This window comes from bacterium (assembly GCA_030018315.1).
GTDB lineage: Bacteria > Hydrothermota > UBA3073 > JACQXS01 > JAGMCI01 > JASEGA01.
The window spans coordinates 1-15,166 of record JASEGA010000024.1 but is presented as its reverse complement, the minus strand read 5'-3'; the positions used below and the strand labels follow the sequence as shown (position 1 = coordinate 15,166).

Genomic DNA, 15,166 nt, shown 5'->3' with positions numbered 1-15,166 from the left:
CTAACACACTTTACATTGGTTATCCTATCAAAATCATCTTCAACAGTGCCATTCGTATGTATAGTCCATTTTGAGCCTGTCTAAAATATGCAGCACGTGGGTCAAGGTCTACTTCTGGCTTAATCTCGTCTACTCTTGGTAAAGGGTGCATAACGATAGCGTCTTCTTTCAGCAGATTTAGGATACTTTTGTCAATTACATACTTGCCGTGTGCCTTCTCATAATCTTCAACTTTCTCACCAAATCTTTCACGCTGTATCCTGGTCTGATATATGACATCCACTTTTGATGCAACTTTTTTTAAATCGCCTTCCTCTTTGAAGTAAACATGATGCTTACTTAAATAATCTTTTATATCCTCCTTCATCCTAACCGCATCTGGAGCTACAAAGTAAATGTGTATATCCTTATATTTAGTCAAAAGATATGATAAAGAGCGCACTGTCCTACCATTTGCGAGGTCACCTACCATAGCTATTGAGAGACCGTCTATCTCACCAATCTCTTTATCAATAGTATACAAATCTAACAAAGCCTGTGTCGGATGCTGACCTGTGCCATCGCCCGCATTTATGATTGGGACAGCTGAAACATGAGCTGCACGAGCTGCAGCTCCACTCTCATAATGGCGGAGAACGATTACATCTGCATAATCATCAATTATACGGATTGTATCCTCAAGTGTCTCACCTTTGGCAGCGGATGAAAATTCTTTTGCTGACTCAGTCGTTATCACATCACCACCAAGCCTTTTCATTGCCGACTCAAATGAAAGTCTTGTCCTCGTTGACGGTTCATAAAACAGTGTAGCCATCACCTTTTGAGCTAATAGATTAGAACCACCAGCTTTAGCTATCTTCTCCATATTACGAGCTTCTGAAAATATAGCTGATAGCAAGCTCCTATTAAACTGCTGCGATTTTATTATGTGATTGAGTTTCATTTTACACCTACAAGTTTAAATAAGTCCTTATCTGAGCGAGCTTTTGATAGTAATTTACTTGAAAACTGAATCCACGGGTCCTCACTTAGCAATACTTCATACTGACCTTTTGCACCCCACTTGTCTTGTGCAATCATTGATTTAATAATCTGCTTAATAGACTTTGTAGCAGAGTCAAATTCAGAGTCAGTAAATTTCATACCTTTATTCTTTATAAAAGCTTTAAAATCTTGTAGCATTTGAGGGCTAATTTCAAATCCCTTCTGAACTTTTGGATGTTCTCTTACCCACTTTGATGTATACTGCATAAATAGACCATTTCTTTGAATCTCTGTAATAATAGGTAGTGTCTTTTCCGACTCTAAAACAGTATCAGGAACTATTGAGCCATTACTTACAAATTCGCGATTAAGACCACCAAGTGAATTAAACTTTTTGCCAATTGTCGGATTTTTAAGCAAAAACTGAGTAGTATCAGATATATCTATGCATCTACCACTTGGTATATAATATCTTGCAGTTGTAAGCTTAACAGCTTCATTCCCTTCAATAGGGATTACAGTCTGAACTGACCCTTTCCCAAATGTAGTATCACCAACTACAAGTCCAATATCCCAATCCTGTATAGCACCGGCAACAATCTCAGATGCTGAAGCCGATGCCTTATTCACAAGGATGACGAGTGGAAACCCTTGTGTCTTTGACTCATGTGTGCTGTAGTAATCCCTATTTGATTTTGCAACCCTCCCTTTTGTTGAAACAATAAGTTTACCTGAAGGTAAGAAGTTATCTGCTACCTCAACTGCTTGCTCAAGTAAGCCACCCGGATTTGTACGTAAGTCAAGTATTAACTTTTTCACCCCTTGTGCAAGCAATGAATCAATAGCTACCCTTACTTCAGCACCTACACCTTCAGAGAAGCCCGATACCCTTATGTAGCCTATGTCAGGATTAATAAGCCCAAAATACTGGACATTCTTTAACTCTATGATTTCTCTCACCAAATGAAAATCAATTAACCCCTCTACCCCCTCTCTCTCAATAGTGAGATTTACTGATGTACCCGGTGTACCCCTCATTTTACTTACTGCCTCATCTACTCCCATTCCAGCAGTCGGAATCTCATCTATCTTAATTATCCTATCCCCTGGTTGTAACCCTGCCCGATAAGCGGGGGTGCCCTCAAATGGGGATATGACTGTAATTACATCTTTCACTCTACCAACTACAAAGCCAAGTCCACCATATTTACCGGTAGTGTGGATTCTAAGTTCCCTGTAATCACGCTGTGTTAAATAAACTGAGTGCGGGTCAAGTTTAGATAACATACCACGAATAGCAGAACGAACAAGGTCTGATGGATTAAGTTCTTGGACATAGTTTTCTTGCACTAATTTAAGCACATAATTAAAATTCTTTAGCAGTTGATACAAGTTACCTGATTCATTAGTTGCTAATAATCCATAGCCTGCTAAAAAGGCAACAAGCACTATTATAATGATGTGCTTCTTTCTCATCTTCTCCCTTTTTTATAATCCATAGCCTTCAACAATGGCTTTACTAAATCCTTTATTTGACTGGCAATCTTGGCAGCCGGTAAGCCACCATCCACTACCCTGACACGACTCTTATTTTCTTTTGCAATACGCAGATATTTAGACCTCACCCTTTTGTGAAAATCAATATGCTCAAGTTCTATACGGTCGCCTTTGCGAGAGGCGTGACCTCTCTTAATCCTTGAAAAACCACACTCCGGTGGCATATCAATGATTACAGTGAGGTCGGGCATAATACTATGAGTAGCTACTGTATTTAACTCTTTAATCAACTTATCACAAATACCCCTACCACCGCCTTGGTAAGCAATTGTAGAATCAGAGAAACGGTCTGTAATTACTATCTGATGATTAGATAGTGCAGAAGTTATAACTTCAGCTACATGCTGTGCTCTATCTGCCAGATATAAGAAAAGCTCTGTCTCAATTGATAATTCCTTATGTTTAGGGTCAAGCAAAACACTTCTTATCTTTTTACCAATATCAGTACCACCCGGCTCCTTTGTAAGCATACAATCATACCCCTGATTAATAAGCCATTTATACAATAACTTTGCCTGTGTGGATTTGCCACTCCCCTCTATACCCTCAAATGCTATAAATAAACCTTTCATTTTTGTGGCCTTCCTTTTAAAAATATTCTTTTAATCTTTTTAGCACTACATTTTTAACAAGAGTAGCGTCATTAAATGCTCTTTCAGCTGTTTTAAGATTGACTTCCGGGTATTCTCCGAGGTAACGGAATTCAGTTCCATACGGTGTAAGCCATTTACAAGAACTTAGTTCCTCTAAGAGAGAAGTGTCTGCTTCAGCAGCGAGGTTAAGTAGCTTGTCTAAATTGTGCGCTTTTCGAAATTCAATCTGATAACGAACCAGATAAGCCTTGAGGTATTTTTCTGCTGATTGTTGACAATGAAAGGCACAAGTATAGTAATCTCCTACTTTTGCTTTTAACAATATTCTCGCAGCTTTAATATCTTGTTCTGCTTTCTTTAGCCACTGTTGGACAAAATCCCAGATTACATGTTCACGACTCCTCATAAAGTATCTCCCCATACTTGGAAGCGGGATAAGCAATACCCCCAATTACATCCTTAGTCTCTATGAATTCCTTGCTGCTGATAAATACTAACTGAATAGGTATAGGAAAATCACTTATCAACTTATGTTTAAATTTAAAATCTGATGCGTCCTTTATAACAACTAAGAGATCTATGTCTGAATCTTTTGTATAGCTTCCGTGGGCATAAGAGCCGAATAGGATAATTTTTTCAGATTTATATTCTTTTATCAGTCTATTTACAACCTCTTTAAGGATATTTTTTATTTCTATGTTCACTTCTTACTATATTTCTTTATAAACTCTTCCGCCTTTGCTTTTGCAACATTATCCGGATACTGGACTGGTGGTGATTTCATAAAGTAGCTTGATGGCTCTATAAGTGCACCAGATAATCCGGCGTCCATCGCAATCTTACATGCCCGTATCGCATCTATGACAACACCAGCCGAATTTGGTGAATCCCATACCTCAAGTTTGAGTTCTATATTTAAGGGAGTATCACCAAATGACTTACCTTCCATCCTTATGTATGCAAACTTCCTATCTTTAAGCCACGGCACCCAGTCAGACGGTCCTATATGCACATTTTCTTCATCAATCTTATATGGGATTTGTGAAGTCACTGCCTGTGTCTTTGAGACTTTCTTTGACTCAAGCCGCTCCCTTTCAAGCATATTCAAGAAATCAGTGTTACCACCTACATTTAGCTGATAGGTACGCTCAAGCCTGACTGCACGGTCATTGAATAAATTAGTAAGCACACGATGCACGATAGTAGCACCAACCTGCGACTTTATGTCATCACCAATAACTGGAACTCCGACAGTCTTGAACCTTGAGTCCCAATACTTCTGGTTAGCAATAAATACTGGGATACAGTTGATAAACCCAACCTTTGCTTGCAGAACTTGCTCCACATACCACTTAGTTGCTTCTTCTGAGCCTACTGGCAAAAAGTTGACCACTAAATCAGTTTTTGACTCCTTTATCGCTTTTACAACATCTACAGTAGAACCCGGTGCCTTCTTTACGATTTGAGCAACATACTTGCCTATCCCATCATGTGTCATGCCTCTAAGAACCGGAACACCAAGCTTAGGGACATCGTAGAATTTGTAGGTGTTGTTAGGTTCAGAGTAGATTGCTTCACCAAGGTCTTTACCTACTTTATTGCGGTCTATATCAATAGCACATGAGAACTCTATATCCCCAATATGATATGGACCAAACCTTACATGCATAATTCCGGGGATACGTTCTTTCTCTTTCGCATTCTTGTAATAAAAAACACCCTGCACTAAACTTGATGCACAATTACCTATCCCGATTATACCAACTCTTATCTTGCCGCCCATCTTTTCCTCCTGCATTTTTGATAAATTCTTCTATATATTTTAATAAATTAACCATCTCTTCTAATTCCTCTTTAGAGATAGTATAATATTCATGTGCTATAAGATTTCTTAAAAATACAAGCCTTTTTAATGTATTGAAAATACAATGGAAGGCGATGATATAATACTACATCAATATTTTTGCTACAAAAAGACCCTATTTCGGCTTCTATATTAGGATTCGGATTTCTTACAATTGCAGCAATATCTATATCAGAAATTGGTTTTGTATTACCTTTCGCATACGAACCAAAAACAATAATTGCTTCTACTTCTTTATATTTTTTAATTCCATTAACAATTTTATTAAGTAATTTATTCCCCATAATGAGTTCACTCTCTGTGTTTATATACCCAATACATTCTATACCATGCAGTTAGGTTTGTCAAGCAAGTTAAAAATAATAAAAAACTAAGAAATATTTTAGGTCCCAAAAAACTGCCAATTATAATTATTGGCACCCTAAATGCACGCTCCCCAAATCCAACCTTACATTCAATTCCTATACCTTCAGCCCTCGCCCTTGTATAGCTTACCATATAAGAGCCAAGAATGGTCAACAAAACGAGTATTGACGCAAAATTCAGTGTCCATCTGTGGCTATCCGTGGTTATATACCAACAAAATATCCCAAATAACACTATAAAATCAGAATACCGGTCTATGCAGGAGTCAAGGAAAGCACCAAATTTTGATGCCTTACCCGTAAGCTTAGCAACTTCACCGTCAATGACATCAAATAAGCCACCAACAAGTAATAATAAGCCACCAGCCCAGAAAATACCATGTCCGTAAAAGAGACTTGCAAAAATAGTTACAAGTAGCCCAATAACAGTCAGCCAATTTGGATGCAATTTGCTAAAGACCCTTGTTACAGGTAAGAGAACCTTCCTAACCCATTCTTTTAGTGCTTTCATTATGAATTATCCCTGCAAATTTAAAAAATGCAACCACAAGATTCCGCCAGATTAACACCAGATAAAAATACCAGTTTAAGATCGCCTGTCAGTTCCTTCCATAACAATGACAAATTCACCCCTCGGTTGATTATGGGAGTAATAATCAATTAGTTCAGATAGTACACCTCGCTTCACTTCTTCAAACTTCTTTGTCAACTCCCGAATGAGTGCAACTCTGCGGTCGCCAAGCACTTCAAGTGTATCCTTCATAAAATGCACAAGTCTGTGAGGTGCTTCAAAAAATACCATAGTGCGTGACTCATTAACAAGCTCCTTTAGCCGCTTCTTACGCATACCACTCCTTCTTGGTAAAAAGCCCTCAAATACAAACCTGTCAGTTGGCAACCCGGAACATACGAGCCCAGAGATAGCAGCACTTGGCCCCGGGATTGAAGTCACACGTAGATTAGATTTTATAGCCTCCCTTACAAGATAAAAACCAGGGTCAGATACACCAGGTGTACCAGAATCTGACACAAGTGCAATACTTTTGCCAGATTTGAGTTCACTAATAATTAACGGGGTACGCTCAAATTTATTATGGTCATGAAAACTTGTCATTGGCTTATCAATATTATAATGTTTTAATAGAATCTTTGTCCGTCTCGTATCTTCAGCTACAATAAGGTCTACACTCTTAAGCACTTTTATCGCTCTTAAGGTTATGTCTCCAAGATTACCAATGGGAGTTGATACAAGATACAAGCAGGGCGCAATCTTCATCCTCTGATTGTAAATTACAAGCTCCATATTGTCAAGTTTTATCTACCAATCCGCGGTTCACTGCCTTGGATTAGGCGAAGGATGTTAGAACGATGGAGGTAAATGATGAGAACAAAAGCAACAATAACTATAAAAAATATTGGTGATATACCATCCCTTATAAATATAAAAACTACAAGAACTGTCGCTGCACCCATAGAGGCAACTGAGACCCATCTTAAAGCTAAGAGAAGTATACACCACACTAAAAATGCAATCAATGCACCAAGTGGTGTAAGTCCTATGAAAACACCGAGTCCAGTTGAAACACCTTTACCACCCTTAAATTTAAGCCATGGTGTAAATGAATGACCAAGAATTGCACCTATCCCACTAATGATTGCTGGATTTGTACCAAACCAATGGCTGAATATAAAAGTAGGTAAAAAGCCTTTTATTGCATCAAGTAGAAAGACAGTTATACCGAGTGGCTTGCCACAAATACGCCATACATTTGTAGCCCCTATGTTTTTACTACCGTGTTCACGTATGTCAATACCACGCCCTAATTTAGCAAAAATATAGCCAAATGGAATGCTACCAAATCCAAGTCCTACGATAAAAGAAGTTAAATAACCCATATTTAAATATTAAAGCAAAAATTTAAAATTTGCAAACTTTTTTCTTGACATAAATTTTTTTTATGCTATAACACAATGCAAAAGGGGGAGCAATGCGTATAATAATAGATAAAGAAGCTTGCAGTGGATGTGGTGTATGTGAGTCTCTATGTCCTGATGTGTTTCAAGTCCAAGAGGACGAGAAAGCACATATTGTTAACCCTGAAGGTTGTGATGGGTGTGACTGCCAGGAAGTAGTTGATTCATGTCCAACTGAGGCAATTTCTATACAGGAAGAATAAAGAAAGAATCTAATAAAAGTCCCGCAGACAATGAGGTGCGGGACATTTTGTTTATTGGGATGCAGTGAAAAGGCGTTAACCTATGAACTCAGTAATTAAAATTTGTTTGTTTAGCTTTATAGTGGGATGTTTGCACAAACCTCATGGCTGGGAAGAATGTATTGAGAGAGGTGACTACTCTATTGTTAAACTCGGCAAATACCCCTATACTACAAGCCAAATTAAAGGGGTATCACCTCAACTTGATACCAAAGAACTAATAGAGCTCAGAAAAACAATAGAAGAGAAGCCAGAATTACTGGTCAAGATTGCTCGTCACTTTTATCCGGAGGATAAGGAACTTAATTTTAAGTGCCAATTTACAGGTATACACGATGATGAGGTTGTCATCAGATACTTTTCAAGAAACATACATCCCAAGGTATATGCAGGCTACTCAATCCAATTCGTCATTAAAAAAGGAGACCTAAAATCAATCTATTTATGGAGAGTCCCATTAGAGTGACTACCATAACTTTACAATTGCTCAGGCTTTGGCTCCCTTGTCATTAAGTTACGCAGACTCTGAGCTGGTGGTTTATTTTCGAATAGTACTTTATATACCTCATATGTTATTGGCATAGATACATTGTAGCGTCTTGATAGCTCAACTGCAGCCAATGTTGTAGGCACACCCTCTGCTACTTCAACCATTTTACCAAGTGCCTCCTTAAGCGATACACCACTACCAATTTGCTCACCAAGCCACCGGTTTCTTGAGTCTTTACTAAACGCTGTTGTTATGAGGTCACCCATTCCTGACAGACCTGCAAATGTCTCTTGTTCTGCACCCAAAGCTACTCCAAGTCTCGTAATCTCGCGTATCCCTCTTGTCAATATAGCACCTTTTGAGTTGGCACCAAGTCCTAACCCGTCACAGATACCGGCTGCAATTGCAATTATATTCTTTAATGCACCACCAAGCTCTACACCAATTACATCAAAACTTGTATAAACTCTAAATGAAGGTGAATTAAATAACTGCTGAACAAGAGCAATAGCAGATTCATTATTCCCTGCAACTACACAAGCTGTTGGTATCCCTCTCACTACTTCTCTCGCAATTGTAGGACCTGATAACACACAAACCTTGTCAGGTGAGACCCCTGTCTCATCAACCAAAATTTCTGACATCCTTTTAAGACTTTGGTTTTCAATGCCTTTAGTTACAGATAAAAGAACCACATCAGACTTGGGAGTCAGTTGTTTTGCCACGCTACGCAAAGATTGGGAAGGGAGTGCAAAAATTAGTAAATTAGAATCTTTTACAACCCTCTTAAGGTCGCCTAAAATTGTGATACTGCTTGGTATTTTATAACCTGGTAGATACTTTTTATTCTCTCTGTCTGTTATTTCCTCTATTGACCAAAGCCAAACATTTGCTCTGGATGATAGCATTATAGCAAGGGTAGTCCCCCAATTGCCTGCACCTAGAATAGAGACTTTCATTAAATTAAAATTATAGCTTTGTTTTAAAAAAATCAATTTTTTTTAAAAATTTTTTGCTTGACAACTAATAGGATACTTATGTAATCTTACACCAGACTTAATGTAAAAATAATGTGGATAACTAATTTATACAAGGCAAGAAGTATCTACAAGACCTTGATTTTTGAACCATTATGGAAATGATTTGGGCGTGGATAACTTTGTTAATAAGTTAGGCAATACAAATAGTAGTGCATTGATTTTTAACTATTTACGATGTTGAGTGACCCTAAAAAAATCTGGAATAGAGTGCTTGAGATTATAAAAGACAAGGTATCAGCTCAAGTATTTTCAACCTGGTTTGAGCAGACTCAAGGTGATTCTTTACATCAAGATACATTATGGATAAAGGTGCCAAATGCATTCTTTATAGATTGGATTGAAGAGCACTATCATCCACTTATTCATGATACAGTATCCATTATATATGGTGAGCCCTTAAAGGTTAGATATCGGGTTATGGAGCCAACAAAAGATAAGATGGCTCCAGACAAAGTTTACCACATAGACTCGTCACACCTACAGCCACGCTACACATTTGACAACTTCATTGTAGGTGATGGTAACAAATTTGCACACGCCGCTGCACTCGCTGTCGCCAATGCACCAGGTAAGCATTTTAACCCACTCTTTATCTATGGGACTGTGGGGCTTGGTAAGACACACCTACTTCAAGCTATTGGAAATTATATAAAGGAACACTCCGGAGCCCTAAAAGTATATTATACTGGATGTGAAACAATAATGAACGAGATGATAGATGCAATCCAAAATAATCGGACAGTCCAGTTTAAGAAAAAATACAGGTATAAGGATGTATTACTTATAGATGACATACAGTTCCTTGAGGGAAAAGAGAGTTTACAAGAGGAGATATTTCACACATTTAATTCACTGTATGAGGTAGGGCACCAGATTGTATTTTCCAGTGACAGGCCACCGTCAGCATTGTCAAGTTTAGAGGAGAGGCTTGTGTCAAGATTTGGGGGCGGTCTTGTTTGTGATATTAAACCGCCGGGACTTGAGACAAGGATAGCAATTTTAAAGAAGAAGGCAGAAGCTTCAGGAGTTCAGGTACCAAATGAAATTATCTCTTTTATTGCAGAGAGAATTAAATCTAACATACGTGAACTTGAAGGCGCACTTATCACACTACTTGCACGGGCATCACTTACTGATGAGAGAATAACTATTGAGTCGGCACATGAGTTTTTAAAAGAGACAATTAGTGCTGAAAAAAATGAGGTAACAGTTGAGAAGATTCAAAAAGTTGTAGCATCTCATTACAATATTTCATTAGCAGCATTGAGAGGGAAGCGCAGGATGAGGTCTATAGTTATACCAAGGCAGATAGCTATATACCTATCAAGAGAATATACACCACTATCTTTAAAAGAGATTGGTAGAATATTTGGAGGCAAAGACCACGCAACTGTTATTCATGCTTATGATAGGGTGAAAAAGTTATTAGAAAAAAATAATGAAATCCAAGATGAAGTTACTAACATTGTAAAGTTAATAACAAGTGAATAATTTATTAATGTGTACTTCTTTATACTTTCAACTTAATTATCAATATTTTAAATAGAATCTTAAATAAGACCGTTCCACTAATCATATAACTTATCAACTTATTCACAGTTCTTATTACAATAGTTATTTAAATATAGAACTTATTTATTTACTTATCCATTCTAAGTATTCCTCAAGTATTATAGTAGCAGCAAGTTTATCTACAATCTGTTTGTTACGACTTGGACGTTTACCAGACATTCTTAATATCTGTTCTGCACTTTTAGTAGTAAATCTTTCATCCCATAATTTGACAGGGACTTTAAATTTAGACTGTAACTCTTTTACAAAATATCTTACATTATGCGTACCATTAGACTTAGTCCCATTAGTTCGTAAAGGAAGACCTACAACTACAGTCTCTATATCATAATCTGTAAATATATTTTTAAGTTCATCCCAAATAAAAATCCTATCTATTGTTCTCAATGGTTGAGCTATTTTAACTCCGGGTACTGATATAGCGAGACCTACCCTTTTTTCGCCAAAGTCTATTGCAAGAATCCTACCTTCCTTCACTTTATTTTATCAAACTTTTCTATATTTTTATTTTCACCTATCAGTATAAGCTTATCACCTTTAACTAATCCATCCTTAGCTCTCGGTGCAATTATTATATCCTCACTAAAACTAACTTTTCCATTTTTGTCTATCTGAGTTACGCTTCGCTTTATTCCAACAATCTGAACCCCATATCTTGTGCCTATCTTAAGCTCTCCAATAGTTTTGCCTTCAAAACTATCAGGAATAGCTGTTTCTACAAGAGTATGGATAGGAGAAAGCTTAATGTACTCAAATATTTCTGGTGTTACAAGTGACTCGGCAACTTTTGTTCCTATTTCCATTTCCGGATAAATGACACGATTGGCACCAATTTTTTGTAGTACCCTACCTTGGGATGGGACAAAAGCCTTTGAGATAACCGTTTTGATACCAAGTTCCTTTAAAACAAGCGTTATAAGAATACTTGCAGCAATATCTTCCCCTATCCCAACTATAGCAGCATCTACATCCTGTATTCCAGCATCCCTTAAAGCGTCCTCATCAGTGGCATCAAGTTCTAACGCCCTTGTTACAAATTCTGATGCATCTGCCACCTTTTTCTCATCCTTATCAATAGCAATAACTTGCGCCCCATTTTCAATCAGTGCCTTGGCAACCGACATACCAAAATGACCAAGCCCTATAACTGCAAATTGTTTCATATAACCCCCTTTACTTGATTACACAGTGTAATCATATTTTATCCTGTTAAGACAATATCTACTGGCAGTCTAAATGTTTCACGTGCCCCCCTACTAATGATTGCTGCCCCTATAGTGAGGGAGCCCACCCTTCCTGCAAGCATTGTTAGAATAATCACTAACTTACCAATCCAACTAAAGTCATAAGACAGACTACAAGCTGAGTTAATCGTTGACCCTACTGAAAGTCCCACAGTTCCAAATGCTGAAAAGTCCTCAAACATAAGCCCAATAAAATTCTTTTCTCCTTCTACTAAAGTAAGCACTATTAGCCCAAGAATTAGGACCAGTAAACCTATGAGTGCAACCCTAAAAGCCTTATCAACAGTTGATTCATTAACTCTCCTCCCAAATGCAGCAATGCTCTTTCTGCCACGAAAATAAGCTACAATGCTCATAAGTAATAGAGTAAATGTTGTTGTCTTTATACCACCGCCTGTTCCACCAGGGGATGCCCCAATAAACATAAGTAGTATAGTAAAGAAGAGTGTCGAAAGTTTATATTCATCAACTGGTACAACATTGAAGCCTGCTGTCCTTGGGGTTGCAGACTGAAAGAATGCGTCGCATAACTTATATTTCAAGTTCATAGGTCTTAATACACCGTCCCATTCAATTCCCAAAATTGCTAATGTCCCAAGAATAAGCAAGCTAAGGGTAGTTAATAATACCAGTTTAGTGTGTAGTGTTAGGGCATTTGTCTCTCTTTTTAGCCGTTGATATATTTCACCTAAGACTATAAAGCCAAGTCCGCCTATAATGAATAGCCCACTTATAGTGAAAATCACAAGCGGATCTTTTGCAAATCCGACAAGGTTATTAGAAAAAAGTGTAAACCCTGCATTACAAAATGCACTCACTGAATGAAATAGTCCTTTAAAGAGGGCATTGCCTAAAGGGAAGCCAAGTGTTGCGAAATGCAATGTCAGTATAATTGTACCAAGTAATTCAAACCCAATCGTAAATTTCACTACCATAAGTATAAAGCGACCCACCCTTCCTAACGGATGACCCATAGCTTCTTCTGTTATACTTGCTTGCCGAATGGATAGCCTGCCACCGATTGTAAGAAATAGGAGAGATGCTATCATCATATAGCCAAGCCCACCCATCTGTATCCATGTAAGTATAATTGCTTTACCAAATTTTGTAAAGTCATTTGGTATATCTTTGACAATTAGACCTGTAACGCATATGGATGAGGTAGCTGTAAATACACTGTCTATAACCGAGCATCTACCACTTGTTGACGCAATAGGGAGAGAGAGAAAGGCTGCCCCAATGAGAATTAGAATTATGTAGCCCAGCAAGATAAACCTTGCAGGAGTTAATGTTTTTCTCATCTTGAGGTTAAAAACCTCCTTTACACACTAATCTAAACTTTAAAAAAGTCAAGTAAAAAAGATTGACAGGTTTAAATATCGCGATAATAATTACTAAAATGAAGATGACCCAAATTGAGGTGGTACCTCTTGCATTTGATTCATTAGGGACGAGGAGTATGGCTACTTTTATTGCTACAAATGAGTTGAAGATAATCATCGACCCGGCTGTATCACTTGCTCCAATAAGGTATGGGTTGCCACCACATGAACTTGAACTAAACAGGATGGATGAACACTGGAAAGCTATAATGCAGTATGCAAATGAGGCTGATATTGTCATAATTACTCATTATCACTACGACCACCATAACCCTAGCCATCCCGAAATATACAAGGACAAAATTGTGTTCTTAAAAGACCCTAAAAATAACATAAATCTTAGTCAAAGAGGGCGGGCAAAATATTTTCTTGAAGTCATAGAGGGATATCCAAAGGAAATACATGTATCTGATGGGATGGAATACAAATATGGTTCTACAAAGATAAAGTTCTCTAAAGCGGTTTTTCACGGGACATCGTCAAGGTTGGGATATGTAACAGAGGCATTGATAGAAGATAGTGATGAAAAGTTTCTGTTTACATCAGATGTTGAAGGTCCTGCAATTAGTGAACAGATGGATTTTATAATAAGAGCTGACCCGGACATTATCTTTTGTGATGGTCCGATGACTTACATGCTTGGATATAGGTATTCACAAACTGACTTAAATAACTCAATTTCAAACTTAATAAAAATTATACAAGAGACAAGAGTCAGTCAACTTGTATTAGACCACCACTTAACAAGGGACATTGGGTGGAGGCAAAAATTATTGCCAGTATTTGAGGCAGGTGAGACTCGTGGCTGTAAAGTTTTATCAGCAGCCAATTTTATGGGGCTGAATGATGACATGCTTGAGGCGATGAGAAAAGAGCTGTATCGGAGGTAGATAATAGTCAGATAAAATTGTTGATAGAGGTGTTAAACTTAACTATAATTTTTAAAAATGTACCTATTGGTACTCATTCTGACCTTAAAAATCTCCATACACCCCACCCAAGTCCCACAGGGTGAAATCTTCAGAATAAATTTGGTAGATGAATTTGAGTCTGTTCACCCCGCCCCTTTGCAAAGAGGCAGGGTCCATGGCTACTTTTTAGGTGACTCGTTGTCTTTTGCTCGTAATGATAGTGGCTTCTTTGGGATTGGAGTGGTAGATGTAGACCAGCTACCGGGAGAATATTGGGTAAAGTTGTATCTTGACGGTAAGCTGGACAGTTTAAAGCTAACTGTGACTCATAAAAAATTTAGAGAGGTAAGGTTAAGACCACCAAAGAAACTACGCCCTGTAGCACTGACTCAAAGGATAAATGAGGAGAACGAAAAAATAAGAATGATAACAAGACAGAGAACTGCCAGTATTTTATGGACTGATGAGTTTATTCCCCCTGTCCCGGGCATGGTTACAAAGCCATTTGGAGTTAAGTATATACGAGAGGGAAAAGTTGCATTCATACATCGTGGAATAGATTTAAGGGCTAAATCTGGTGAGCCGGTGAGGGCGGCAAATGATGGTATTGTTGTATTAGTTGATAAACAGTATCTACCCGGTAAACTCATCTTGATAAACCATGGAATTGGGCTTTATACACTTTATGCGCATTTAAATAAGATTTTTGTCAATGAAGGTGATAAAGTGAATAGAGGTGATATTATCGGGCTATCAGGCAATACTGGTAAAACGATAGGTCCACATCTCCATTTCGGCGCCTACCTATACTCACATCCATTTGACCCATGTTGTCTATTTAAGGGAATAATTTAAATCACAAAATACACAAGACCGATTTTTACCGATTTTTATGTTACTGTTAAGGTAGAATGTCCTCTTTATTGTTAAGCAAGAATGTCCTCATGT

19 protein-coding genes are annotated in these 15,166 nt (G+C 37.8%); 5 read left to right on the top strand and 14 right to left on the bottom strand.

Translation table 11 applies throughout. The features are described from left to right. Positions 1-19: 19 nt before the first annotated feature. From pyrB to plsY, 10 genes are all read right to left on the bottom strand, one after another. Positions 20-943 (bottom strand): aspartate carbamoyltransferase, encoded by a 924-nt coding sequence (gene pyrB, locus QMD71_07915; GenBank protein MDI6840754.1) that lies wholly within the window; start codon positions 941-943, stop codon positions 20-22. Then, a complete protein-coding gene (locus QMD71_07910) occupies positions 940-2,460 on the bottom strand; it encodes a S41 family peptidase (protein MDI6840753.1) in 1,521 nt (506 codons plus the stop codon). The genes pyrB and QMD71_07910 overlap by 4 nt, the downstream gene beginning before the upstream one ends. Beyond that, the gene (gene tmk / locus QMD71_07905; GenBank protein MDI6840752.1) at positions 2,457-3,113 is read right to left on the bottom strand and encodes a dTMP kinase; all 657 of its coding nucleotides are present in this window, start codon (positions 3,111-3,113) and stop codon (positions 2,457-2,459) included. Before tmk ends, QMD71_07910 begins: the two co-directional genes overlap by 4 nt. Before the next feature lie 16 nt (positions 3,114-3,129). After that, positions 3,130-3,540, bottom strand: a complete 411-nt coding sequence (locus QMD71_07900) for a HEPN domain-containing protein (GenBank protein ID MDI6840751.1) — start codon at positions 3,538-3,540, stop codon at positions 3,130-3,132. Further along, positions 3,527-3,838, bottom strand: coding sequence for a nucleotidyltransferase domain-containing protein (locus tag QMD71_07895; GenBank protein MDI6840750.1), 312 nt, complete (start codon positions 3,836-3,838; stop codon positions 3,527-3,529). The genes QMD71_07900 and QMD71_07895 overlap by 14 nt, the downstream gene beginning before the upstream one ends. Beyond that, entirely contained in the window at positions 3,835-4,917 is a 1,083-nt protein-coding gene (locus tag QMD71_07890; protein ID MDI6840749.1) for an inositol-3-phosphate synthase, read from the bottom strand. The genes QMD71_07895 and QMD71_07890 overlap by 4 nt, the downstream gene beginning before the upstream one ends. An 89-nt stretch (positions 4,918-5,006) precedes the next feature. Next, a complete protein-coding gene (locus QMD71_07885) occupies positions 5,007-5,282 on the bottom strand; it encodes a nucleotidyltransferase domain-containing protein (GenBank protein MDI6840748.1) in 276 nt (91 codons plus the stop codon). A 7-nt stretch (positions 5,283-5,289) separates the two neighbouring features. Continuing rightward, positions 5,290-5,874 carry a CDP-alcohol phosphatidyltransferase family protein gene (locus QMD71_07880; protein MDI6840747.1) on the bottom strand — a complete coding sequence of 195 codons (585 nt, stop codon included), beginning with the start codon at positions 5,872-5,874 and terminating at the stop codon, positions 5,290-5,292. A 75-nt stretch (positions 5,875-5,949) separates the two neighbouring features. After that, positions 5,950-6,639 (bottom strand): 16S rRNA (cytidine(1402)-2'-O)-methyltransferase, encoded by a 690-nt coding sequence (gene rsmI / locus QMD71_07875; GenBank protein ID MDI6840746.1) that lies wholly within the window; start codon positions 6,637-6,639, stop codon positions 5,950-5,952. Between the two features lie 38 nt (positions 6,640-6,677). Continuing rightward, entirely contained in the window at positions 6,678-7,259 is a 582-nt protein-coding gene (gene plsY / locus QMD71_07870) for a glycerol-3-phosphate 1-O-acyltransferase PlsY (GenBank protein ID MDI6840745.1), read from the bottom strand. 92 nt (positions 7,260-7,351) lie between these two features. On the opposite strand from plsY, the gene QMD71_07865 reads away from it, so the two are divergent. Together QMD71_07865 and QMD71_07860 are read left to right on the top strand one after the other, a co-directional pair. After that, entirely contained in the window at positions 7,352-7,540 is a 189-nt protein-coding gene (locus tag QMD71_07865) for a ferredoxin (protein ID MDI6840744.1), read from the top strand. An 82-nt stretch (positions 7,541-7,622) separates the two neighbouring features. Next, positions 7,623-8,045 carry a hypothetical protein gene (locus QMD71_07860; GenBank protein ID MDI6840743.1) on the top strand — a complete coding sequence of 141 codons (423 nt, stop codon included), beginning with the start codon at positions 7,623-7,625 and terminating at the stop codon, positions 8,043-8,045. 11 nt (positions 8,046-8,056) lie between these two features. Here QMD71_07860 and QMD71_07855 read toward each other — a convergent pair whose 3' ends face one another. Continuing rightward, positions 8,057-9,028: an NAD(P)H-dependent glycerol-3-phosphate dehydrogenase gene (locus QMD71_07855; GenBank protein MDI6840742.1), complete on the bottom strand. Its 972-nt coding sequence runs from the start codon at positions 9,026-9,028 to the stop codon at positions 8,057-8,059. Between the two features lie 255 nt (positions 9,029-9,283). Here QMD71_07855 and dnaA point away from each other — a divergent pair, with 255 nt between their 5' ends. Next, complete coding sequence (dnaA, locus tag QMD71_07850) at positions 9,284-10,600, top strand: chromosomal replication initiator protein DnaA (protein ID MDI6840741.1); 1,317 nt, start codon at positions 9,284-9,286, stop codon at positions 10,598-10,600. A gap of 144 nt (positions 10,601-10,744) precedes the next feature. Here the strand turns inward: dnaA and ruvX are convergent, their stop codons facing one another. Genes ruvX through QMD71_07835 form a run of 3 tightly spaced genes read right to left on the bottom strand, consistent with a single transcriptional unit; the run spans position 10,745 to position 13,226 of the window. Further along, positions 10,745-11,158, bottom strand: coding sequence for a Holliday junction resolvase RuvX (gene ruvX / locus QMD71_07845; protein MDI6840740.1), 414 nt, complete (start codon positions 11,156-11,158; stop codon positions 10,745-10,747). Beyond that, positions 11,155-11,844, bottom strand: coding sequence for a TrkA family potassium uptake protein (locus QMD71_07840; GenBank protein MDI6840739.1), 690 nt, complete (start codon positions 11,842-11,844; stop codon positions 11,155-11,157). Before QMD71_07840 ends, ruvX begins: the two co-directional genes overlap by 4 nt. A gap of 38 nt (positions 11,845-11,882) precedes the next feature. Continuing rightward, entirely contained in the window at positions 11,883-13,226 is a 1,344-nt protein-coding gene (locus tag QMD71_07835; GenBank protein MDI6840738.1) for a potassium transporter TrkG, read from the bottom strand. A gap of 98 nt (positions 13,227-13,324) precedes the next feature. Here QMD71_07835 and QMD71_07830 point away from each other — a divergent pair, with 98 nt between their 5' ends. Together QMD71_07830 and QMD71_07825 are read left to right on the top strand one after the other, a co-directional pair. Then, positions 13,325-14,197, top strand: a complete 873-nt coding sequence (locus QMD71_07830; GenBank protein MDI6840737.1) for a hypothetical protein — start codon at positions 13,325-13,327, stop codon at positions 14,195-14,197. Positions 14,198-14,374: 177 nt separating this feature from the next. Then, entirely contained in the window at positions 14,375-15,073 is a 699-nt protein-coding gene (locus QMD71_07825; GenBank protein MDI6840736.1) for a M23 family metallopeptidase, read from the top strand. Positions 15,074-15,166 lie beyond the last annotated feature (93 nt).